Origin of the sequence: Prochlorococcus sp. RS04 (assembly GCF_001989455.1) — a bacterium.
Lineage (GTDB): Bacteria > Cyanobacteriota > Cyanobacteriia > PCC-6307 > Cyanobiaceae > Prochlorococcus_A.
The window spans coordinates 1198706-1221765 of the sequence record NZ_CP018346.1; the positions used below are offsets into that span (position 1 = coordinate 1198706).

A 23060-nucleotide genomic window follows, 5' to 3' on the forward strand; every position below is an offset into this window, starting at 1 on the left:
AACATGTTTACTAAATTTAATTCTGAAAAAATATAAATCAAAGAATTATTTATAAACTAAAATTTATTAATCTTCTAATCAATTTAAAAGATTCTTGTTATCTTGTAATTGAGCCTTAATCTGCGAAGTAAAAAAATAGAAATGGGATTCTTTGAGTCGGACATCGTTCAAGAAGAAGCTAAAAAGCTTTTTACAGATTACCAAGAACTTATGAAACTTGGCTCTGATTATGGAAAATTTGACAGAGAAGGGAAAAAAATGTTTATAAAAAAAATGGAATCTCTCATGGATCGTTATAAGGTTTTTATGAAGAGATTTGAATTGTCTGAAGATTTTCAAGCAAAAATGACAGTAGAACAATTAAAGACACAGTTAAGTCAATTTGGAATTACTCCTGATCAAATGTTCGATCAAATGAACAAAACCTTAATAAGAATGAAGGATGAACTTGATAAAACTTCTTAAAGTTAACGGTTAAAGCTTCATGACAGATAATTTAAAATTGCCATCATGGCTTTCAAGAGGAATAGAAGAATATTTTCCAATTAAGGGAACATTTCAAACCTTTTCGGAGATAATTGATCATGCGAAAAAAAATAATAAAAAATTAAGGGTTAAACTCGGCATCGATCCAACTGGAACCGATATTCATCTTGGGCACAGCATATTGTTTAAAAAACTTAGGGCATTCCAAGATAATGGACATATTGCAGTTTTAATTATTGGGGATTTTACTGCTCAAATTGGAGATCCAACCGGAAAAAATAAAACAAGAGTTCAGTTATCGGAAAAACAAGTTAAGGATAATGCAAAAACATACTTAACCCAACTAGGGATGGGAAAGCCAGCCAATGAATCTATTTTGGATTTTGATGCAAAAGACAGAATAGAAATTAGATATAACAGTGAATGGTTAAAAGGATTAAATCTTAATTCCATAATTGACTTAATGGGGAGTGCAACAGTTAGTCAAATGCTAGCTAAGGAAGAATTTAATAAAAGGTACACTGCGCAAGTTCCAATTTCTTTGCATGAATTCTTATATCCACTATTACAAGGTTACGATTCGGTAGTTGTTCAATCAGATATTGAGCTTGGAGGCACAGATCAGAAATTCAATATTGCAATAGGAAGAGACCTTCAAAGGCATTTTAAACAAGACCCTCAATTTGGAGTTCTGCTGCCAATTTTGATAGGTTTAGATGGAGTTAAGAAGATGAGTAAATCTGAATTTAACACCGTCGGTTTAACGGAAGATCCTCTTTCAATGTATTCAAAATTAGAAAAAGTACCCGATAATATAATACCCACCTATTTTGAATTACTTACTGAATTAGATTTAAGTTTTCTGGAAAACACAAATCCTCGTGAATTACAGAGAAGAATGGCTTTAGAAGTTACTACTTTATTCCATGGAGCCGAAAAAGCATTAAAGGCGCAATCAAACTGCGAAAAATTATTCCTTGGACATAAAGAAAAAGTTGGAGAAATTCCAGCGATTTCTTTAAAAGAAGTAGTTTTTCCAGTAAAGTTTTTCTACTTATTAAGTGCTCTAAAACTTTTCAAATCTAGCAGCGAATCCAAAAGATCTATCAAAGGTGGGGGTGTAAAAATTGATAGTCAAAAAGTAATAAATCCTGATTTAGTTTTTAATTCAAAAAATGATTTGGAAGGAAAAATTTTGCAAATTGGAAAAAAAATAATTAAGAGGTTTGAAAACTGAAAATTGATGAATAACAGATTTAATTCAGAAGATAAAATAATATTGGCAATTGATGGATTAGATTTAAGTCAAGCAAAATTACTTTTGGAAAAATGTCCAAATATTAAGTGGGTTAAAGTTGGTTTAGAACTTTTTGTTAGGGAGGGTCCAAGAGTTATTGAAATATTAAAGGGTTTTAATAAAAAAATTTTTTTAGACTTAAAATTTCATGATATTCCAAATACCATGCTTGCAGCATGTTTCCAAGTTTCAAAATTAGGGGTTGATATAATTTCTATTCATGCTTCAGCAGGTTTAAAAGCTCTTAAGGATTCGAAAAAAGCATCTTTAGAAGGAGCCACCTCAGTCAGCGTAAAACCTCCATTAGTTGTAGGAATAACTGTTTTAACAAGCTTTTCTCTTAAAGATTTTCAAACTGATCTTGATAGAAATAATTCAATTGAGGAAAATGTATTAAGACTTGCAAAGTTGTCTTTTGATGCTGGATTAGATGGATGTGTTTGTTCCCCTTGTGAGGTAAAAATGTTGAGATCTATTTATAAGGATAATTTTGAACTTATTACACCAGGTATCAGATTAAATATTGACAATAAAGATGATCAAAATAGAATTATGACTCCCTATGAAGCTATAGATAATGGCGCTTCTAAGTTGGTCATTGGTAGATCAATTTCAAAAGCTATAGATCCTAATAAAGCTCTGATAGAGATATTTAAATCTATTGATTCTGATTAATTTTGGATTCTTCTCCCTTAAGCAATCTTGTTATGTTTGTTCTATGTTTCCAGATTACTAATAATGCAACAATTAAACTTATAAAAAAGTATGTGTGCATAAATTTACCTAGGTAAAAAAACATAAAAATAGGAAGTAAGATTGCAGCTGAAATACTTGATAAAGAAACAAATTTAGTTTTTGTTAGGACTATTAAAAAAATGCCAAGAGATGCGAGTCCAACTTTCCAAGAAAGAGCTAAAAACATACCTAATCCAGTTGCAACAGCTTTCCCTCCTTTACCTCTAAGCCATATTGGCCAAATATGTCCTGAGATAGCGGATATCCCTGCTATAACTTCTATTAATCCTTGATCTGTGTAGTATTGAGCAATTTTTACTGCAATAAGGCCTTTCCCAACGTCAATGATAAATACAAAAAGTGCTGGCCATTTCCCAACATTTCTTAAGACATTTGTAGCACCTGTAGATCCAGAACCTATAGTTCTTAGATCTATGTTTTTGAGATATTTCCCAATTAAAAAACCTGTCGGAAGTGATCCTAAAAGATAACTTGCAAAAATTATTAAGATATTCATAAAGCTTAGTTTAGTTCAAGATCATCGTAAATTTCATTATCTGAACCAGCAAATGCAACCCATAATGGGAATTGAAGTATTGGAATTTCAACAGAGGTTTCTGCTGCATCAATGATAATAAATGGCAATTCTTCATTCGCTTCTAGTCTATCAGCTCTCTCGATGACACCTTCAGGCCTTTCAAAAAGAACAATCCCACTATTAGGTCCAAAGTCATCCCTTGTTAGACCAAGTGAATCTTGAAGAATTCTTCTCCATTCACCTAATCGTTCAGGCTGCGAAGCTAAAATAAGAGTCTGAAATTGATCTCCATATAATTCGCCAAGAATAGATATTAAGCCAGCTGATAACAAGGCATTTTTTTGTCGAGATCCTCTACTTTCAAGAGAACCTCTTCCACCCATGTTAAAGAACCAATCATCCATAATTTCTATATCTGAGGAATCAAGACTCCGTCTTAATTTCCAAGGTTCTGCATAAAAGTCGGGTTGTTCTGTGAAACTTGAAAAGCAACTTTTTATAATCTCTTCATCTGGCTTAAATGTCTCGGAAAGAGCAGGAACATTAACTACATTATTTGTGCTATTGTCTTGCTTTTTCTCATCAAGGGGAGAAGGCTTTACGATTATTGGTTGAGAAACTAATTCAAGTTTCTCTACGTTTTGTGAAAGATTCTGCAAAGCTCCAGTTAAGTACTCTTGAAAGCCTTTAACTCTTTTAGCAATATTATCTGACTGCCCTTTAAAATTAGTCTCAATATCTTTTTCTATTTCATTTTTTTTTGTTTCTAACTCTTTTATTTCTTTAACTAAAGAATCTTTTTTTGAAAAGAGATCACTAAAAATTTCATTAGAAATTTCATCAAAAGATTTAGTTGATTTATGGTTTTTCGGTGTAATTTTTTTATTTTGAGTTGTATTTTTCTTACTAATTTGTTTTGTTTTATCATCTGAAATTGAGTTATCTGGTAATAATTGCTTTTCAGGATTATTGTCGGAAATTTCTGTATTGGTCATTTAAATAATTTTGATGATTAGGCAAAGTCTGAATTTTAAGAATTTTTAATTTCCAGGGAGTCAACTTTTTTTATGAGCTCATCTTTTAATTGCTTTGGATTAAATAAAATTGGTAATAAATGAGGACTGGACTTTTCTCTAAAATAAAAAATACCTGGGATTACAGGGAAAAAGAATTTCCATGATATCCAGTTCTTGAATGGAAAAGTTCTAATCTCTTTCCCTAATTGTAAAACGATAAAATCATCATTAGTTATTTTTATTCTTAAGGTAAATGACTGAAGTAATAAAAAAAAGCTAAAAGAAGCAAAAACTATTGTTGGCAAAGAACCAATATTCAAAAACAAAAGCATAAAACTTAAAACTATTAGAATGATTGGCAACTGAAATGAAGGAGATATTATTACTGGCTCCTCTTTTTTTGATTTAGTATTTAACATAAGATCATCCAAATAAAATTTGTGTTAGCAATACATCCATTAAAGATACAGTAACGAGAGTCATTACAACTGCACCTGTTGTACTTGTTCCAACTTCTTTTGGACCTCCTTTGGTTGTAAGTCCATATCCACAAGCAATGATTGAAATAAGTAATCCGAACACAACAGATTTTATTAACATTGAAGTTAAGTCTGCACTGGTTAAACTCACATTGCCTGATCTTACAGATGTCCAAAAAACTATTGGAGGAACTTTATAAAAAATTGTGCTCCAAATTTGTCCACTCCATAAAGCTACAGATAAAAACAAAAGACACTGTATTGGAGACATTATTACCATCGATAGTAACCTTGGGACTACCAAATATTGGACTGGTTCGGTTCTTAACATTGTTATTGCCTCAATTTGTTCTGTGACTTTCATAGTGCCCAGTTGAGCAGCATAGGCAGTGGCAACCTTTCCAGTCATCAAAGTAGCAGTTAGAAGAGGAGCCATTTCTCTCGCCATGCCTACTGCTAATAAACCTCCAATTTCACTTGAAACCCCCATACTTGTAAGTTGAGATGCAACTTGAATATTAAAAACTGTACCTGCTGCAATTCCTGTAATTAATACAATTAATAAACTGCCAGGACCTGACTCCATAAGTTGGTCAAAGAGATCATTTTTGGAAATTTTACCCTTACAGATAAAATTAATTGCTTGCCCACCAATGATTAAGCTGCTTAGAAGTCTTTTTAAAAAATTAAGGTAATACATATCTTTATATTAGTTTGTAATTAATTTTCGATCCCATTTTCGCATGATTAGAAGACCAATTATTACTAATATTGAGGGTATAAAACCAATGCATAATCTAATAGTTAATTGTGCTGAGGAGCACTGCTCAATAATATTTAGACCATCATTATCAACAAAGCATGATTGATAACCTGATAAATACAATAAAAATCCTAATAATTGAACACTAAAGGCAATACCAATCTTCTGAATAAGTACCATCCAAGCAGTATATAGTCCTGCCGGTTTCTCTGGGTCTTCGTCTATTGCATCAGGAAGTAGTGACCAAGGGATAAGAAAAGCGGTTGAAGCTCCAATACCAATAAGACAGATTATGAAAATTAAAAGAATGAACAGAAATATGTTGCCAGCATTTAGGAATAAACTATCTCCAGCTCCTGAAATTTTTGATAATGAAGGTAAAAATAAAGCTGCTGTACATGAAATAATCCACATAATTGCTCCATAGTTTAACGCTGAAATCCTGTTCAATTTATTTGATACTCTGGTCCATATTTGTAAACCCACTAAAGCGCTAATTTGGAAAGGTATCGGGATCCACTTCGCAATATATGTTGGTACGTTCAGTACATCCTCGACATAGATTAAGGCTACTGTTTGCATTAATTGTAAGGCGCACCAGAGAAGAATATAGAGCGTAATAACTTTTAGAAATTTTTTATTTCTGAAGATCCTTTTGAATTGAAGTGTTATAGCTTCAACTTTTCCTGAAGGCCTTCTTGCTTTTTTTGCGAATGGAGCTAATCCCCAACAAGAAATTAATGTTGCAGCAACTGCAATACATCCGCTTATTTTACCCATTAAAAAATATTCATTATTTGCTGATCCTTCGGAACCTAATACAACTCCAGCAATTATTAAACCAGTTAATCCTGCAATTATTGAGCCAGTAAATCTAGATGCGTTTAGTCTTGTTCTTATTGCTGTTTTTTCAGAAATTTCAGTAGAGAGAGCTGCGAAAGGAAGATTAATACTTGTATAAGCAGTCATTACGATTATAGAAATTATGGCATAGTAAATAGTCTTGGTTAGCACTGAACCAGTGGGTGTCCACCATATTGCAGCTAAAGAGAAACCTAGGGGAACAGATGCTGCTACCATCCAAGGGATTCTAGGCCCCCATCTTGATTTAGTACGATCACTTAACCATCCAATTAACGGATCATTTACTGCATCCCATATCTTTATTAACATTAATAATGATCCTGCAATTATTACTGGTAAACCAGCAGAAATAAAGAATTTGAAAAGAAAAAAACCAAATTGTGTCGCGACTAAACCTGTGCCTGCATCTCCTAGCCCATAAGAGAACATTAATCTTGATGTTGATCTAGAAATATTTTTTTTCAAGTGTGAATTTTCCAATCTTTTAACCTTGTTTATTGTTTGATAATGTATTATTGCAATGGTAATTCTATTACTTAACGCGGGCGTGGTTTAGTGGTAAAACCTCAGCCTTCCAAGCTGAAGATGCGGGTTCGATTCCCGCCGCCCGCTTTTAGAATAAATTATTTTTTGCCCCAAATACTTCTTCTGAAATGATTAGTAAAGAGCTTCGACTCTTTATTGAAACAGATTTTTTATTAATAGTTAAGGGTTCAAAAATTTCAGATATGCTAGTGTCGATAACTTTTAACCAATTATATTTACATTTCGGCAAAGGGAAATCGATACTTTTTGAATATGCATTTAAACCTATCCAAACCAGAGGGTTAGTTATGCCTTTGTTAATGCTAAAGGCAACTGTGTGAGACCAACTACTCCAATCTGGGCTATCTAACTTTGTTCCATGCCAATGATATGTTGGAATATTTTCATTGGTTTGATTATAAGGGAAGAATGATGGATTGAAAATGTTTATTAGCTTTTTTCGGATTTTTATAACGTATTTAAAATATTCTAATAATTCCAAATCTTGTTGACCATGTTCCCAACTCATACATCCCAATAAATTATTTTGGCACCAAGAATTGTTGTTCCCGCCTTGTGATCTTCCTATTTCATCACCCATAAGTATCATTGGAACACCCTTAGAGATAAGTAAACTAAGAATAAGATTTTTTTGTTGTCTTTTTCTTAAATTATTGATTAATAAGTTCGTAGTTGGTCCCTCAGTACCATGATTCCAAGAATTGTTATGGTTATCTCCATCTCTATTTTGTTCTCTATTGGCAAAGTTATGTTTTCTATTGAAAGTTACTAAGTCTTTTAGAGTGAATCCATCATGTGAAGTAATAAAATTTATCGACTTTGGAAAAATATTATCTTCTTTATAGATAGATGGCGTCCCTTTTATTTTATCGCTCATATTCCAAGCTGTATCTTTATCACCCTTCCAAAATCTCCTCAAGTCATCTCTAAAATGACCATTCCAAGTGAAAGTATTCTTAGATGGGAAATCACCTAATTTATATAAACCGCCACAATCCCATGGCTCACTTATGAACTTGATATCGATAAGTTCTGGTTCACATTCTATATCTTCAAAAATTGGAGGATTATCAAGCGGTGAAAGATTTTCTCCTCTTGATAGGGCAATTCCTAAATCAAATCTAAAACCATCAACTCCTAATTCACTCGCCCAACACTTTAAAGATTCAATTATTAGTTTTCTAACTAATCCTCTGTTTGCTGCAATAGTATTACCACATCCGGAGACGTCCTGATAATTTTTATCTTTTCCAATAAAGTAATAAAGATTTTCATCTATACCTTTCCAAGATATTGCTGGCCCTTTTGAATCACCTTCGCAAGTGTGATTGTATACAACATCTAAGATGACTTCAATGTCTGCTTTATGACATTCCTCTACAAATCTTCTAAATTCCTCTCTATTCTTTACGGCAGATTCATTCGAAAGATATTCAAAATGCGGAGTAAACCAATTAATTGGACTATATCCCCAAAAATTTTTTAGACCATTTGGGGCATCAGTAGGATCAAAACAAAAAATTGGAAGTAATTCAATTGTTGTAATACCCAGTTCTTTGAGATAAGGAATTTTTTTAAAAAATTTCTTAAAACAACTTTCATCTTTATCAGTTGATTCAGTGAAAGCTTTGATATGGAGTTCATAAATAATTGTTTCTTCCCAAGAATGTTTCGGTCTTGGATAATCCTTAAAATTAAATAATTTTCTATCGCAAACAACACTTTTAAGACAAGAATTAGTATTTTCTTGATTTTTTAATGCATTTTCTCTTTTATAACTTCTCCATCCGGTAATACCCCTTGAACATGGATCAAGTAATACTTTTTTTTCATAGTTATTATTAATCTCATTATTTTTTTGTTTCACTCTATAAGCATAAATACAACCTTCATCTAGATTTTTTATTTCCGCATGCCAGTATGGACCTGTATTATGAGTCTGATCTAATTTGAATGTGCTTTTTGGGGAAATAGAGTCCTCTTTCTCAAACAATAAGATTTCTACATATTCTGCATTTGTGGCTACTAAGGAAAAATTAATCCCTTGCGAAGTTAGAGAACTTCCTAAAGGAAACGGTTTACCTTTATTGAGATGAATCACTTTTTCTTTATCATTGATTAGTTAAATATTGAGATAATTTATTTAAATTACTGATATTTGAATAATAGATGCAAAATTTAAAAAAAAAACTCAAATTTAAGGCTTCACTAATCAACTTTATTAGATCTTAGAGAGTATTAATTTTCTAATTAATTACAATTTCTTCATCCATTTGGTCAGTGCATAAAACGATTTATAGAGAAAGTTTAATAATGAGAAAACTAGATTTTTCTTGATTTCAAAATACAAATTGTGTTTTTTCATGTGATGAGAAGGAAATATATCTGAAAATTAATAAAACATAATAAATAGCTCAAATTCTTAAATTCACACCCACTTTGACATTCCCTCCCTTTGCTAAATGTAGTTAGATTGTTAATGCTAAATCTAGTGCCACCAATGCTTCTTGCTGTTCTCTAAATGAAGAGGCTATTTTTTATAAATAAAAAAGCGCGGTTATAAGAAAAAATAATGTTGCTAAAAATGTCCCTAAAATTTGTATAAAGCTTTGCGCCGCCGGCATTTTCGGTTGCCGTATTTGTATTTGCTCCATATGATGTGAAAGTTCGAGGTTTAAACTCGATTTAAATCTTTTTTAACCCCTAGCTTTAATTTAAATTTCAATGAACAAAGCTGATTTAGTAAATCTTGTTGCAGCTCGTACAGAGCTCACAAAAACGGATGTTTCTTTAGTTGTTGATGCAGCTATTGAAACTATTGTTGATTCAGTAGTGGAAGGCAAAAAAGTCTCTTTACTAGGATTTGGTTCTTTTGAACCAAGAGATCGTTCTGCAAGACAGGGTTTAAACCCTAAGACAGGCGAAAAAATTGCAATACCCGCTAAAAGAGTTCCAACATTCTCTGCAGGTAAACTTTTTAAGGATAGAGTTCAAGGATAATTTTTTTAATCTATTTCTTCCTTTAATAACAAGGTGCTCTTTTAGGGCATCTTTTTTTTTAAATTGCAAAAAGATGCAATTAGCTCAATGCCCAATACATTTAATGAGGTATCCAAAATTTTGAAATCTTAAGAATTAATGAAATGTTTAACTATTTTATTCCTTAAATTTTTGTTGTTATCTAATTTTGTTATGGCTGAAACAATACCAACAAAGTCTAAGATTTTAAAACAATCTAGTGATTGTTTAAAAGATTCTCGAACCCAAATATGTAAAGAATTAGTTTTTGAAATAGAAAAATTTCAATTAGAAGTATTTGACCAAAAAAGATTCAAATGTCAATCAAGTTTATTGGGGCTGCAAACGGAAATTATTGAAGCTTATTTTTTTAATAATTTCTCAAATGAGAGCATTTCATTAATGATCCCATATGTGATTAAAAATTGTTAATTATTAAAATAATTTATTTTTTTGGAATATTATAAATTTGTTATTTAATTTGTAATGGTAAAAGGTTTTTCTGAAAATGAAGTTAAGAATAATACTCAAAATACTCAAATTAAAGAAAAAAAAGGCTTAGCTGGTTTTCTTAAAGGCAAGAAATTTACTTACACCTTGCCAGGCAAAAAACAAATAAATATTTTTGGATCAATAGTAATAGGCTTAAATATCATTTTAGTGTTTCTAGTAATCCTGTATTTAAATAATCAAGAATTCCATGACTTTGTATTTAATGTTGGACGTTAGCTATATTTTTAGATCGAAAGATTTTATTAGATGATATATTTAAATTTTAGAATATCTTATGAAGGTAGTTAATTTAGTTTCTCAAGTATTTTTTTTGTTGATAACTGTTCTATTTTTGATATATTTTCTAACAGGTTATGACTCCGCTTTTGAGGCAGACCAAAATTGTCATTCATATCTTTCAAGTTACGATAACCCATCTAGAAATTATGGTTGTGACCATGATACTGAGACTCATCAGTGGATACTTTACGAGTCCAATGAAAGTAAAGAACCAGCAAAAATTATTAAGAAATTTAGGTACAAGTTTTTATAAATCAATTTTCTTATAAAAAAACTTTGCAGATATAATAGAGATAAGAGCTGTAATTGTGAAAGTAAGATATTGATATATGCTTCCTTCTAAGTAGATTTTATTTTTATATAAAGGAAAATCGACTAAAGATCCTAGAGTACCCCAAATAATTACCCAAACAGATATGTATAAGAATACTTTTATTGGATTAGATTTTTTTGCTTCCATTTTTAATTAATACCAAAAATTGAAGAAGTAACAGGTCTGCCGCTAAAAACTAACTCGGTTAATATAAGCATTAAGAATCCAATCATTGCTGCTCTACCATTTACAAGTTCAGCACTGCTATTAAATCCAAAAACATTCTTTACTTCATCTCCCTGATTGTCTACCCATTTTGAGTATTCATTATCGGTTGATGATGTATCAGTAAAATCATCATTTTGATTTTCTATAGGAGAGCCGTTTTCTTGCATAGATTTTTTTTATTTATTCTAGTAATTTTAAAACTAGTTTATTATTAAATTAAATTTGAAATTATAAAAAAAATTAAGACAAAAATTATTATCCATAAAAATTGTAATCTCAAAATTAATTGACAAATTAATTTAATTTTCTCTCCAGTGCAATTATCTCCATCCGCATTGATCTTTGGCTTTTTAATAATCTCATTTTTATATTTACTTTTTCCACCCAATTTTATTCCAGAAATATAAGCAAATATAGCTTCTGAAATCCCAGCATTAGGCGAATCATATTTTTTACCATCAAGATAGCTTTTTTTTATAATTGATCCATACTCATTAATTTTGAGGCTAACTAAAGGTAATGTAATTAAAACTAATCTTGAAGGAATAAACGTAAAAATATCTTCGATTTTTGCACTGAAAAAACCTAAATATCTAAAATAATCATATTTGTAACCTATCATTGAATCTAAGGTACTTATGGCTTTATAAGAAAAACCAAGTGATAAAGGCCCTGGCAGAAAAATTGAAAATTTCATCAAAAACATTCCAATAAAAATCCAAAATAATGGACCAAATATTCCATCAACAGAATTTTCGGTAAGACTCTCTGTACTTGATCTCAAAAGATGTTCTAAAGAAGATGAACTTACATCCCTGCTTACTATCCTTTGTACCTTCTCTTTGATTATTCTCTTATTTTGGTCATTAATTTTTTCCCGTTCTATTAGCTCTGCAATCTCTTTCACACTTGAAATAAGTCCCTTAGTCGCAATACAACTTGAAAGTCCAAAAAAAATTAGCAATCCACCAAAAAAATTATTTTTTGATTGCACATAACTGAGTTCTATCAACTTACCTAAACCAAAACTCATTACTATGGTGGATATAGCTACTATTAAACCTCCCCAAAACAATATATTTTTATTTTTCCCAAAATTACTTATGAAGTAATCAGATATTTTTTTTATGTAAAAGCCAATTATTTGAACAGGGTGGATTAAGAATCTTGGATCGCCGATCAATAAATCAAAACCAATCGATCCAAGTAATATTAAAAATAAATTTATTTCAGCCAACTGAACATCGAGCGCAAACCTTTACCTACTTTCTCAATTTCATGTTTTGAGTTCTCTTCTCTTAATTTTGTCATTAAGGGTTTGTTTTTATCGCATTCTTCCACAAAATTCTTAGCGAAAGTTCCATCTTGAATATCTTTGAGAATTTTCTGCATTTCTTTTTTTGTATCACTATTGATAAGTCTTTTACCACTTACATAATCTCCATATTCTGCAGTATTTGAAATGGAATCTCTCATTTGAGATAAGCCTCCTTTCACCATTAAATCAACAATAAGTTTAACTTCATGTAAGCATTCGAAGTAAGCAAGTTCGGGTTGATACCCTGCCTCTACAAGAGTTTCGAAACCTGACTTGACCAGTTCTGATAATCCTCCGCACAAAACCGCTTGTTCGCCAAATAAATCAGTTTCTGTTTCTTCTTTAAAGTTTGTTTCAAGAATCCCAGCTCTCGTTCCTCCAATCCCTTTAGCGTAAGCCATTGCTAATGATCTTGCACTTCCGGAGGAATCCTGCTCAACTGCAAACAGTGCTGGAACTCCTTGACCGTTCTGATATTCCCAACGAACAGTATGTCCAGGTCCTTTTGGGGCAATCATTACAACATCAACAAAACTAGGAGGTTTAATAAGTCCAAATCTTATATTGAAGCCATGGGCAAAACTTAGTATCTTTCCTTTTTTTAAGTTTGGTTCTATTTCTTTAAGGTAAACATCTTTCTGAAACTCATCGGGGAGTAGAATCATAATCCAGTCTGCTTTTTCGCAAGCTTCAGAAACGCTAAATACTTGTAGACCATCGCTAATAGCTTTGCTTTCAGACTTACTTCCCTTATATAGTCCAACAATTACATCCATACCGCTGTCTTTAAGGTTTAGGGCATGTGCATGACCTTGTGATCCATATCCAATAATGGCTATTGTTTTATTTTTTAAAAGACTTAGATCTGCATCTGTGTCGTAAAAGAGTTGGGTCATTAGTTGTAGCTTCTTTGCTTTTGATAGTTATTATTTTAGACATTAAGGTGGCAATAAACCAAAAAATTATTAATTTAAAAATTAAAATTAAAATATTTATTTAGAGAGTTTAAGAATGATTTGCTTCGCTTGGATGTGTAATAACTCTATCGATTAATCCATAATTTTTTGCTTCTTCCGCACTAAGAAAATAATCTCTGTCAGTATCCTTTTCAATTTTCTCAAATGATTGGCCTGTCATATCTGCCATAGACATGTTTAACATATCCTTAATTCTTAAAATTTCCTTAGCTTCTATTTCAATGTCACTTGCTTGGCGTTGAGATGTCCCTCCTAAGGGTTGATGAATCATTATTCTGCTGTGGGGCAAAGCAACTCTTTTACCTTTTGTACCAGCAGCCAATAGGAACGCTCCCATGGAGGCTGCGAGGCCTACGCATATGGTTACTACATCACTTTTTACGTATTTAATAGTGTCATATATAGCCAAGCCAGCAGTTACTGATCCTCCTGGGCTATTTATATACAGATAGATAGGTTTGGAATTATCATCAGAATCTAAGTAAAGCATTTGTGCCACAAGGCTGTTAGCAATACCATCATTTACTTCTTGACCAAGAAAAAGTATTCTTTCAACACCTAGTCTTGTATAAATGTCAACCCATCTTTCGTATTGACTTCCTGGAAGTCTGTAAGGCACGCTTGGAGTTCCTATTGGCATGATTTTAAAATAGTTTTGTGAGTGTTAAATTTTATTTGGGAGATCTTTTTGACTTGTGAGTATTCTATCGATAACTCCATAATCTAGTGCTTCTTGGGGGTTGAGATAACTCATCCTGTCAGAGTCTTTTGAGAGCTCTTCGATAGTCTTACCAGTATTACGAGATAAAATCTCCAGCATTGATTTTTTATTTTTCAAAACTTCCTCAGCTCTTATTTGGATATCGGTTGCTTGGCCTCTTGCTCCGCTGATAGGTTGATGCAATACAATAGAAGCATGTGGAAGAGCGGCTCTTTGCCCCTTAGTGCCAGATGAAAGGATAACTGCAGCAGTACCCATTGCTTGTCCGATACATATTGTGTGTACGGGAGGTTTAATGTAGCTTATTGTGTCGCAGATAGCGAAAGCTTCTGTTTCAAAACCAACTGCGTCACCGGTGTACCAACTTGTCCCAGTTGAATTGATATAGAAATAGATTGGTTTTTCTGGGTCCTCAAACTCTAGATAGAGAAGTTGAGCAATGATTAGCTCAGTAACATCCATTCCTAGTTGTCTTTTCGCATCATCATCTGAAAATAATGGTAAACCAAGATAAACAATTCGCTCTTTCAGCAAAAGAGAGGGTAGATCAGGTGGCGGGGTCCTCATAACGGTGTTTTCGCCGTAATAAGGAGCAGATACAGTCATGTGTATCACAAAATTAAGATTGAACTGATTCTAGCTAGATTTAGCCCTGTGTCGCTGGTGATTTAAAAGATTTGTTTGACTCAGGATTATTTATTAGTTTTCCAAAGACCATTCTTCCGGTTGGAGTTTGTAATGCTCCTGTGATAACAATATCTAATCTGCTTCCCACAAAATTCTTTGCTTCATCAATAACTACCATTGTGCCGTCATCTAAATATCCAATACCTTGCATTTTTTCTTTGCCTTCTCTCACTATTTTTATGTTAAGTGATTCTCCTGGTTGTACTTCTGGCCTTAAAGCAATAACTAAATCACTCAAATTCATAACTTTTAATTCTTTAACTTCAGCAATTTGGGAAAGATTGTAATCAGCCGTAATTAAAGTTCCTGTCATATCCTCAGTAATTTTCAAGAGTTTTTCATCTACTCCATTACCTTCATACTTTGTTGGGTTTATTACAAGTCTTCTCCCATATAAATCTCTTAATTCTTTTAATAACTTGAGACCTCTTCTGCCTTTCGACCTTTTTTCATTACTACTTGAGTCAGCTAAAGTTTGTAATTCATCAATTACACTTTGAGCAACAATTAATTGACCTTCCAATAATCCACAACTTAATAGGCCATTGATTCTTCCATCAATAATTACGCTAGTATCTAGAATTTTTGGACTTGCAGCAGGGAGGATTCCTTCATTTATTAGATATGCATCCGTATTATTTGGATTAAATAATCTCAATAATGTCCTTCCATGTGTATCTGCCAACTTATAACCAAGGACACCAAAGAAAATGTTGCTTAATACGGCCGCTAAAGGTTTTGCAAAAAAAACCTCTCTAGGGAAGGGAATTAATAGTATTGGAGCAAGTAGGAGATTCGCAACAAGTAATCCTAAAATTAATCCAACGGACCTACTTATAAGTAAGTCAGTTGGCATTGTTCTTATTTGATCAAGAAACGTCTTTCTAAGTTGAAGAAATACAAAACCAGCTGCTAATCCTACAAAAAAACCAATTATTGCTAAAACAATTCTAAAACCTTCTACATTAGATACCTGTTTGAGTATGTCTACTGGCAATAAATCAACACCAAGCCATCCTGAAGCTGCCCCAGACAATACAAATAAAATTAATACTAAGATATCTGTCATATCTATAATCTACTAGGATTTATTAATTGAGTAAATAAGGATTTTATTTTTTTCGATCCTTAATACTTTTTTGGAGCTTAAAAATGAAGTTAGATTATGAATAAGTTTCCAAGAAGTGCTTATGTGCACATTCCTTTTTGCCACAGAAGGTGTTTTTATTGCGATTTTGCTGTTATTCCATTAGGAAACAAAGTTGAAACTTTAAAAGGTTATGGAAGCAAAACTGTTCAAGAGTATTTGCAATTTTTATATAAAGAAATATTGTCAATTGAGCATAAATCACCTTTATCGACAATTTATGTAGGAGGTGGGACACCATCAATTTTAGACCCTGCCCAAATCAAAGAATTAATTGATCTTTTTAAAGAAAATTATGGAATTGATTATGGTGCTGAAATCACTATGGAGGTTGATCCAGCAAGTTTTACTCAAGATGATCTTTTTGGATTTATAAATGCTGGGATAAATAGATTTAGTCTCGGAGTCCAAAGTTTTAATAATCAAATACTTCAAAAGTCGGGAAGGCGGCATTTAAAAGAAGATGCAGAAAAATCTTGTTTGTGGTTGAAGAGAGAATATGATTCTGGGTTAATAAAAAGCTGGAGTTTAGACTTAATTCAGAACTTGCCCCTTAGTGGATTTAAAGAATGGCAAGATGACTTAAAAAAAGCAATAACATTTTCACCACCGCATCTATCTATTTACGATTTAAATATCGAAAATGGCACTGTTTTTAAAAAATTAGTTAATTTAGGCAAATTAAAACTCCCAAGTGATGAAGCAGCTTTTAGAAATAGTGAATCTACCGATTTAATTTTAAAAAACTCCGGGTATTCAAGATATGAAATCTCGAACTACTGCCTTCCGCGACATCAATCAAGACATAATAGAGTTTATTGGAGTGGTTTAGGCTGGTGGAGTTTTGGTCAAGGTTCCACTAGTTCTCCTTGGGGGGAAAAGTTTACTAGACCAAGAGTTAGTAAAGAATATAAAGAATGGGTATCTAGACAAGACGAATTTAATTTAGATCCATCCCTAACTAATAAGGAGTTTGTTTATCAAGAACTTGATGAGAAAATAATGTTGGGATTAAGACTTAAAGAGGGTGTCGATATCAAAGCAGTATTAAAAGAACAAAACTGGGAAAACAAAAAATTTGATAGCAACTTTAGTAAATTGCTTGATGAATGGGAAAAATTTCTTGAAAGTGGTCTATTAGTAAGAAAGGGGAATAGATTCTTTTTAAGCGAGCCTAATGGCATGGAACTAAGCAATCAAGTTCTTGTTTCTATGTTTAAGTGGTGGGATGAGATTAACTAAATCTTTCAGAGTTTACCCATTCTTTTAATTTATCATTAAATATTTTCTTTCCTTGGATAATTGGTTGGCAAAATGGTGGTTGATCATCATTGAGGCCTAACAAATCTGCAGTAACTCTTACTTGCCCATCGCAATAAATACCTGCGCCAATACCTATTGTAGGAATTGTTAAAGAATTTTGTATTTCTTTAGCAAGCGAATCAGGAATATGTTCAAGAACTATTGAAAAACATCCTAATTCTTCAAGAATTGAAGCTTCTTTCTTAATTTTTTCTTGGCTTGCTAAGCTTTCTCCTTGTTTTCTTAATCCAATATTTAGATAGCTTTGTGGTGTAAGACCTATATGACCCATAACAGGGATTCCCATTCTTATTAATCTAGAGATAACTTTTTGTATTTCTGGTTCAGCTCCTTCCACTTTTACAGCTTTTGCATAAGTACTTTGAATGATTTTCCCTGCATACTCAACAGCCTTATCCTCACCACATTGGTAGGTCAGAAAAGGCATATCTGAAACGACTAGAGGTTGTTCCTCAATTTTTTTCTTAAATCCTCTTGAAACAGCATTAGTATGATAAATTATGTTTTCTAAAGTTATTGGCAATGTCGATTTGTATCCTAAGCAGACCATTGCTAATGAATCTCCTACTAGTACGAGATCAACATTTGCTTGTTCTGCAATAGACCCTGATATGGAGTCCCAAGCAGTTAGTGCAATAATTTTGCGAGATTTTTTTTTATAATTAACTAGGTCTGAAGGTAACATAATAAATTTATGTATCTTTTTTAATCAAGAATTGCTAGTATGATTTTGACTCGGCCTTTCGCGGTTTTAACGCCTAAACCTGGTCAGGACCGGAAGGTAGCAGCCACAAGGGATGCTTGAGGCAGGCGAGATAACCGAGTCACTCTATTTTACCTTTTAACCTATATCTTTTTTATTTTGCCTTAATCTCAAAAACTCAGGAATACTGGCTCCTGATTCTTTATTTTCTGAATAATTATATAAGGGTTGATTAGATAATCTGTTTTTTATTCTTTGCTGGTTTAATGGTTGGGTTGTTTCAAATCCTGTAGCAATTACAGTAACTTGTATTTCCCCTTCCATTGCCTCATCGACTACTGCACCAACAATAATATTTGCTTCTTGATCAACAACATCATAAATAATTTCAGATGCAGAGGTCATGTCTTCTAGAGTCATGTCTTTGCCACCAGTAATATTTATAACACAGCCTTTAGCTCCATCAATTCTGGCAGCCTCTAATAAAGGACTATTCATTGCTGCCTGTGCTGCCTCTATAGCTCTCGATCTACCTGAACCTATACCTATTCCGAGGAGAGCAGTGCCAGCTTCCGTCATAACTGATCTTACATCTGCAAAATCAACATTAACTAATCCAGGGCAAGTAATTATGTCACTAATGCCTTTGACTCCCATCCTTAGAACATCATCAGCATTTCTAAATGCTTCTTGAAGGGGAGCACCTGCTATAACGTCTTTTAATCTGTCATTTGGAATTACTATAAGAGTATCAACGTTTTCAGCTAGTCTTGCGATCCCCTCATCTGCTTGACGCATTCTTCTTTTACCTTCAAAAGAAAATGGTTTGGTTACTATACCTACTGTTAGAGCCCCACTTTGTTTGGCTACTTCTGCAACAACGGGAGCTGCCCCAGTACCAGTTCCTCCACCCATTCCAGCGGCTATAAATACCAGATCAGATCCTTCTAAAGCTTGTTGAAGCTCTTCTTTGGATTCTTCGGCTGCTTTTTGCCCAATACTTGGATTCCCACCTGCACCTAAACCTCTAGTGAGGTTTTGTCCAAGTTGAACCCTGCTCTCTGCAGAAGATTGTAGTAGGGCTTGTGCATCGGTATTGAGGACTCTAAATGAAACACCTTCTAAATCACTATTTATCATTCTATTGACTGCATTACTGCCACCACCACCTACACCAATAACTTCTATTTTGGCGTTTTGGCTTGGAAGGATTTCTCTCGATTGATCAAAGTTTGGATTGTTACCGAAGCTCATCTCTTAATGGGAATCTAATACTAATATTGGGTGCATTATGAACTTACTGAGCTCATCTGTAGGAATTTGTTGAGGAAAATCCAAAAAATATTTATTCATTAAATATTTTGTTTGAATGCAAAACCCATATCAACACTACAATAATTAAAAAAAATTACTCAAAATCCTTTTTCAAATATTAGGGTTTGAACACTTTTATTTTTGGTTTGTCAGGATTAGTAAGATCTATATGCTGTATTTTTTTTGAAAAGCTATTTTTCTTAAGTTCATTTTTAAGATTATTGATTTTTTGTAATTGATAATTGATTAAATTTGGATTAAATCCTAAGAATATTGTTTTTAAATCTTTTTCCTCAACTGTTAGGTAACCATCAGATGAAAAAGTGATTTTAACTATCTCTAATTCATTATTTTCTATAGCGATAAAAATTTCGGATAATATTTTTTGAAATTTTTCTTTCCATCCAAAAACTTTTATGGTTAATTTATTCAAATTTTTTTTATTCAGATTTTGTTTATTGATAAAAATTCCATCTTTGTCAATGAAGCCTAATATTTTTTCGTCGTTTAATATTCTCTCACCGTAAGCTATTGGAATTCTTGAATTAATATGAACTTTCAAACCAAAGGGAAATAATTCTCTGTTTACCGAAACATTCTTGAGAGATAAATTTTGTTTTAACTCTTTTTCTAACAAATTAGTTTCAACAAAAATTAATCGGATCGGAAAATTTAAAGATGAATTTTTTTCCACATCATCCTGCGAAAATAATTCACTACCAGAAATCCTAATGTCCTGAAGTTCGACTTTTTTGAGAGTTTTTATGCTTAATAAGCTTGTTAAATATAAAAATGGAATTAGAAAAAAAAAGCTTCTATTTTTGATTCCTTTTTGGTTTTTCACAAATCACATCGAGCTTTTTCCATCAGTTGGTCCATCCATTCTCTCGCTTGCTCAGCATCTGAAAATGGCACATCCATCTCTTTCCCATCTCCGACTAATCTCAACCTGCACTTACCTTGAGATTCACTTGTCAGAGGAGCTTCTCCTGAGGTTAGTGCCATTAATTCAACTAATTCCAGTTTCTTGATTGTAAAACAATCTTTTTCTTCAAATTTACCAGCCTCAAATGCGCTCCACTTTAACTCCCCATCTTTTAAGGAAGCTGCACCTGAACTATCTAACTTGCACAGTTCAGAATCACTCGCCCAACTTCTAAAAAGATTTTGCCTTCTTCTTTCTAACCATCCAAGTGCAGTTAATAAAATGAAGATTAAAAGTAATGGTAACCAAAGTAGTCCATGCAACATTTGATTTAAATTACAAATCTAAAGATATATCTACCAGTTTAGCCACAAGTTGTTCAATTTTTAAACCTGAAGCTTCCCAAAGCATTGGAAACATACTGTTTTTTGTAAAACCAGGAATTGTATTTATTTCATTTAGAAAAATTTTATTTGAAGATTTTTCTAAAAAGAAATCTACTCTTGCAAAACCGAAAATATTTAGTGCTCTACAACTTTTAATAGCAATGTCTTTAATTTCTCTAGTGATTTTAGAATCTATTTCGGCTGGGATAATTATTTTATTATTTGAATTATATTTTGAATCGTAATCATACCAATCACTTTCGTAATTTACCTCGCCTATCTCAGAGATTAATAGTTCTGAACGCCCAATTATTCCGCATTCAATCTCCCTGACCTCTAAACCCTCTTCTATTAAAATTCTTGGATCTATTCCATGAGCCTTTTCTAATGCTTGTAATATTTCTGATTCATTAATGACTTTAGAGATGCCAAGAGATGAACCAGAGTTCGAAGGTTTAACAAAAACAGGAAAATTTAATTTTTTTAAAATTTTATTAATTATTTTATTTTTTACTTCCTTATCGTTGAGATCTTCGTTTTGAAAAACTAGATAATTAACTTGTGGAAGTTTAAGATTTGAGAAAATTGTTTTCATCAATATTTTATCCATTCCAAGTGCAGAGCCAATAATTCCACATCCGACTAAAGGTTTCTTTGTAAATCTAAGTAAGCCATGAATTGATCCGTCTTCACCATTAAATCCATGTAAAAGGGGAAACCAAACATCAACATTTTGAAATTCAATTCCTTCAAGGAAATTAATTTTTTCTTGATTAAAAATTTCTTGTTTTATTGTTTTATTGTTTTCAATTTCACCAATTAGGATTTTTTCTGAACTATCACTTTCAAGCCAATCTCCATATTTGTTTATGTAAAAGGCTTTAATTGTAAAGCGTTCTTTGTTTATTTCTGAATTAAATGCTTCATAAACTGTTTTCGCAGATGATATGGATACTTCATGTTCATTGGAATTACCGCCAAATATTAAGCCAATACATTTTTTCTTACCCCCGATCATTTAGAAAAAAAATCAAAAATAAAGTTCGCCTGTTAAAGAAAAAGGTCTAGCTTCATTTATTTTGACATCTATCTCATCTCCCAATGAAAAATTAAAGTTAATGTTTTTGGGAATCTCTACAAAAGTTAATCTATTTGTTCTGGTTCTACCCATAATTTGCGAGGAATTTTTTGGATTTAAACCCTCAATTAAAACGCTTTCGATATTATTGATATATCTTTGATTTCTACTTCTTGCAGTTTTCTCGACCAAATCATTGATTTCCTGCAATCTAGCTTTTTTTACCTCCTCCGAAAGTTGATTCGACCAAACTGCTGCAGGCGTATTTGGTCTTGGAGAGTATGCTGCTGTATTCACTTGATCAAAGCCAATTTCTGATATTAGCTTTAATGTATCTTGATATTGTTGTTCGGTTTCTCCTGGGAAAGCAACTATTGCGTCAGCAGTGATTGATGCATCTGGCATTAATGACCTTATATTCTCGATAATATTTTTATACTTTTTAATTGAATATCCCCTTGACATTTGTTTTAAGATTTCATCATTTCCACTTTGGAAGGGAATATGGAAATGTTCACAGACTTTATCAAGTTCATAACAAGCTTGAATCAACCTTTTTGAAAAATATCTTGGATGACTAGTAGCAAATCTTATTCTGCGAATTTCTTTAACATCATGAATATAATATAAAAGATCAGTTAGTGTATTCTCCTTTCTCCCCTCTTTTGTAGTTCCTGGAAGGTCTCTACCATAAGCATCAATGTTCTGACCCAAAAGAGTAATTTCTTTAAAATTATCATCAGCTAATTTTTGGATCTCATTTTTTATCGCATTTGGATATCTTGATTGCTCTTTTCCTCTTACAGAAGGAACTACACAATATGAACATCTTTCATTACATCCATAAATGATATTCACCCAGCCACAAATAGAGCTTTCTCTTCTGGCACTTGTTATATCTTCAGAAATGAAGGTTTCTTCTGTGGCAGCAACTTGATTTCCTAAATCAACTTTCCCCAGGAGATTTTCAAGATTATTTACGTGTTGGGGTCCCATAACCAGATCAAGTTCTGGGACTCTTCTTAATAAGGACTCTCCTTCTTGCTGCGCAAGGCAACCTGCAACAACAAGTTTTAAGTTTGGTGTTTTGTGCTTTCTTTTTGCTTGTCTTCCTAGAAAACTATAAACTTTTTGCTCAGCATTATCTCTGATTGTGCAAGTATTGTACAAGACTAAATCGGCATTTAATTCATTATCTGCTCTGGTATATCCCATCTTCTCTAGTGTTCCAGCCATTCTCTCAGAATCAGCCTTGTTCATTTGGCATCCAAATGTGGTTATCCAATAACTGCCAGTAGTTGAATTCTTTTGAGATTTTTTTTCGTCTGATTTTGTTTTTGTTAGCACTTTGCTAGGAATTTTTTATGATTTTTTAATTCAAAATTACAAGTTAAATAATTTTACTG

General features: G+C 32.4%; 27 protein-coding genes, 1 tRNA gene and 1 other RNA gene. 10 read left to right on the forward strand and 19 right to left on the reverse strand.

What is annotated here, in order from left to right; genetic code table 11:
- The first annotated feature begins 141 nt into the window (after positions 1-141).
- From BS621_RS06640 to pyrF, 3 genes are read left to right on the forward strand one after another with little or no spacing between them, the layout of a single operon-like run.
- Positions 142-465, forward strand: a complete 324-nt coding sequence (locus BS621_RS06640) for a DUF1825 family protein (protein ID WP_002807348.1) — start codon at positions 142-144, stop codon at positions 463-465.
- A gap of 19 nt (positions 466-484) precedes the next feature.
- The gene (tyrS, locus tag BS621_RS06645; RefSeq protein ID WP_077142250.1) at positions 485-1723 is read left to right on the forward strand and encodes a tyrosine--tRNA ligase; all 1239 of its coding nucleotides are present in this window, start codon (positions 485-487) and stop codon (positions 1721-1723) included.
- A 6-nt stretch (positions 1724-1729) separates the two neighbouring features.
- A complete protein-coding gene (gene pyrF / locus BS621_RS06650; RefSeq protein WP_077142251.1) occupies positions 1730-2458 on the forward strand; it encodes an orotidine-5'-phosphate decarboxylase in 729 nt (242 codons plus the stop codon).
- Here pyrF and plsY read toward each other — a convergent pair.
- Genes plsY through BS621_RS06675 form a run of 5 tightly spaced genes read right to left on the reverse strand, consistent with a single transcriptional unit; the run spans position 2442 to position 6607 of the window.
- Entirely contained in the window at positions 2442-3035 is a 594-nt protein-coding gene (gene plsY / locus BS621_RS06655) for a glycerol-3-phosphate 1-O-acyltransferase PlsY (RefSeq protein ID WP_077142252.1), read from the reverse strand. The genes pyrF and plsY overlap by 17 nt on opposite strands.
- Positions 3036-3040: 5 nt before the next feature.
- Positions 3041-4051, reverse strand: coding sequence for a DUF3086 domain-containing protein (locus BS621_RS06660; protein WP_077142253.1), 1011 nt, complete (start codon positions 4049-4051; stop codon positions 3041-3043).
- A 35-nt stretch (positions 4052-4086) separates the two neighbouring features.
- Positions 4087-4491, reverse strand: a complete 405-nt coding sequence (locus BS621_RS06665; protein ID WP_077142682.1) for a DUF3119 family protein — start codon at positions 4489-4491, stop codon at positions 4087-4089.
- A gap of 4 nt (positions 4492-4495) precedes the next feature.
- On the reverse strand, positions 4496-5251 hold the full coding sequence (locus BS621_RS06670) for an MlaE family ABC transporter permease (RefSeq protein ID WP_077142254.1): 756 nt from the start codon (positions 5249-5251) through the stop codon (positions 4496-4498).
- A 9-nt stretch (positions 5252-5260) separates the two neighbouring features.
- The gene (locus BS621_RS06675) at positions 5261-6607 is read right to left on the reverse strand and encodes an MFS transporter (protein WP_077142683.1); all 1347 of its coding nucleotides are present in this window, start codon (positions 6605-6607) and stop codon (positions 5261-5263) included.
- Positions 6608-6719: 112 nt separating this feature from the next.
- On the opposite strand from BS621_RS06675, the gene BS621_RS06680 reads away from it, so the two are divergent.
- Positions 6720-6790 (forward strand) — tRNA-Gly (locus tag BS621_RS06680).
- Between the two features lies 1 nt (position 6791).
- Here BS621_RS06680 and BS621_RS06685 read toward each other — a convergent pair.
- Positions 6792-8825, reverse strand: a complete 2034-nt coding sequence (locus BS621_RS06685) for a glycogen debranching protein (RefSeq protein ID WP_077142255.1) — start codon at positions 8823-8825, stop codon at positions 6792-6794.
- Positions 8826-9448: 623 nt separating this feature from the next.
- Here BS621_RS06685 and BS621_RS06690 point away from each other — a divergent pair.
- The 4 genes from BS621_RS06690 (at position 9449) to BS621_RS06705 (ending at position 10787) form a co-directional block, all read left to right on the forward strand.
- Positions 9449-9724: an HU family DNA-binding protein gene (locus tag BS621_RS06690; RefSeq protein WP_002806330.1), complete on the forward strand. Its 276-nt coding sequence runs from the start codon at positions 9449-9451 to the stop codon at positions 9722-9724.
- Positions 9725-9916: 192 nt separating this feature from the next.
- Complete coding sequence (locus tag BS621_RS06695; RefSeq protein WP_225866691.1) at positions 9917-10174, forward strand: hypothetical protein; 258 nt, start codon at positions 9917-9919, stop codon at positions 10172-10174.
- Between the two features lie 54 nt (positions 10175-10228).
- Positions 10229-10471 (forward strand): hypothetical protein, encoded by a 243-nt coding sequence (locus tag BS621_RS06700; protein WP_077142257.1) that lies wholly within the window; start codon positions 10229-10231, stop codon positions 10469-10471.
- Positions 10472-10529: 58 nt separating this feature from the next.
- Positions 10530-10787 (forward strand): hypothetical protein, encoded by a 258-nt coding sequence (locus BS621_RS06705; RefSeq protein ID WP_077142258.1) that lies wholly within the window; start codon positions 10530-10532, stop codon positions 10785-10787.
- Here the strand turns inward: BS621_RS06705 and BS621_RS06710 are convergent.
- From BS621_RS06710 to BS621_RS06740, 7 genes are all read right to left on the reverse strand, one after another.
- Complete coding sequence (locus tag BS621_RS06710; RefSeq protein WP_077142259.1) at positions 10782-10994, reverse strand: hypothetical protein; 213 nt, start codon at positions 10992-10994, stop codon at positions 10782-10784. The two genes, BS621_RS06705 and BS621_RS06710, sit on opposite strands and share 6 nt — an antisense overlap.
- Positions 10995-10996: 2 nt before the next feature.
- Positions 10997-11242 carry a chlorophyll a/b-binding protein gene (locus BS621_RS06715; RefSeq protein WP_025900793.1) on the reverse strand — a complete coding sequence of 82 codons (246 nt, stop codon included), beginning with the start codon at positions 11240-11242 and terminating at the stop codon, positions 10997-10999.
- Between the two features lie 44 nt (positions 11243-11286).
- Positions 11287-12312 carry an adenosylcobinamide-phosphate synthase CbiB gene (gene cbiB, locus BS621_RS06720; protein ID WP_077142260.1) on the reverse strand — a complete coding sequence of 342 codons (1026 nt, stop codon included), beginning with the start codon at positions 12310-12312 and terminating at the stop codon, positions 11287-11289.
- On the reverse strand, positions 12300-13289 hold the full coding sequence (gene ilvC, locus BS621_RS06725; RefSeq protein WP_077142261.1) for a ketol-acid reductoisomerase: 990 nt from the start codon (positions 13287-13289) through the stop codon (positions 12300-12302). Before ilvC ends, cbiB begins: the two co-directional genes overlap by 13 nt.
- A 109-nt stretch (positions 13290-13398) precedes the next feature.
- The gene (locus BS621_RS06730; RefSeq protein WP_025937511.1) at positions 13399-14010 is read right to left on the reverse strand and encodes an ATP-dependent Clp protease proteolytic subunit; all 612 of its coding nucleotides are present in this window, start codon (positions 14008-14010) and stop codon (positions 13399-13401) included.
- 24 nt (positions 14011-14034) lie between these two features.
- Positions 14035-14697: an ATP-dependent Clp protease proteolytic subunit gene (locus tag BS621_RS06735; protein ID WP_011376956.1), complete on the reverse strand. Its 663-nt coding sequence runs from the start codon at positions 14695-14697 to the stop codon at positions 14035-14037.
- 40 nt (positions 14698-14737) lie between these two features.
- On the reverse strand, positions 14738-15847 hold the full coding sequence (locus BS621_RS06740) for a PIN/TRAM domain-containing protein (protein WP_025937510.1): 1110 nt from the start codon (positions 15845-15847) through the stop codon (positions 14738-14740).
- Between the two features lie 96 nt (positions 15848-15943).
- On the opposite strand from BS621_RS06740, the gene hemW reads away from it, so the two are divergent.
- On the forward strand, positions 15944-17167 hold the full coding sequence (gene hemW / locus BS621_RS06745) for a radical SAM family heme chaperone HemW (protein WP_077142262.1): 1224 nt from the start codon (positions 15944-15946) through the stop codon (positions 17165-17167).
- On the opposite strand, the gene panB is transcribed toward hemW, so the two are convergent.
- Positions 17160-17933: a 3-methyl-2-oxobutanoate hydroxymethyltransferase gene (gene panB, locus BS621_RS06750; RefSeq protein ID WP_077142263.1), complete on the reverse strand. Its 774-nt coding sequence runs from the start codon at positions 17931-17933 to the stop codon at positions 17160-17162. The genes hemW and panB overlap by 8 nt on opposite strands.
- Before the next feature lie 47 nt (positions 17934-17980).
- Between panB and ffs the strand changes: the two genes are divergently transcribed.
- An RNA gene (gene ffs / locus BS621_RS06755) (signal recognition particle sRNA small type) lies at positions 17981-18077 on the forward strand.
- A 12-nt stretch (positions 18078-18089) separates the two neighbouring features.
- Here ffs and ftsZ read toward each other — a convergent pair.
- The 5 genes from ftsZ to miaB all read right to left on the reverse strand — a co-directional run bounded on the left by ftsZ (position 18090) and on the right by miaB (position 23001).
- Positions 18090-19205, reverse strand: a complete 1116-nt coding sequence (ftsZ, locus tag BS621_RS06760) for a cell division protein FtsZ (protein ID WP_077142264.1) — start codon at positions 19203-19205, stop codon at positions 18090-18092.
- Between the two features lie 178 nt (positions 19206-19383).
- A complete protein-coding gene (locus BS621_RS06765) occupies positions 19384-20109 on the reverse strand; it encodes a cell division protein FtsQ/DivIB (protein ID WP_077142265.1) in 726 nt (241 codons plus the stop codon).
- On the reverse strand, positions 20106-20516 hold the full coding sequence (locus tag BS621_RS06770) for a hypothetical protein (protein WP_025933886.1): 411 nt from the start codon (positions 20514-20516) through the stop codon (positions 20106-20108). Before BS621_RS06770 ends, BS621_RS06765 begins: the two co-directional genes overlap by 4 nt.
- Positions 20517-20526: 10 nt before the next feature.
- Positions 20527-21594 (reverse strand): D-alanine--D-alanine ligase family protein, encoded by a 1068-nt coding sequence (locus BS621_RS06775; protein WP_077142266.1) that lies wholly within the window; start codon positions 21592-21594, stop codon positions 20527-20529.
- A gap of 12 nt (positions 21595-21606) precedes the next feature.
- Positions 21607-23001, reverse strand: a complete 1395-nt coding sequence (miaB, locus tag BS621_RS06780) for a tRNA (N6-isopentenyl adenosine(37)-C2)-methylthiotransferase MiaB (protein ID WP_077142267.1) — start codon at positions 22999-23001, stop codon at positions 21607-21609.
- Positions 23002-23060 lie beyond the last annotated feature (59 nt).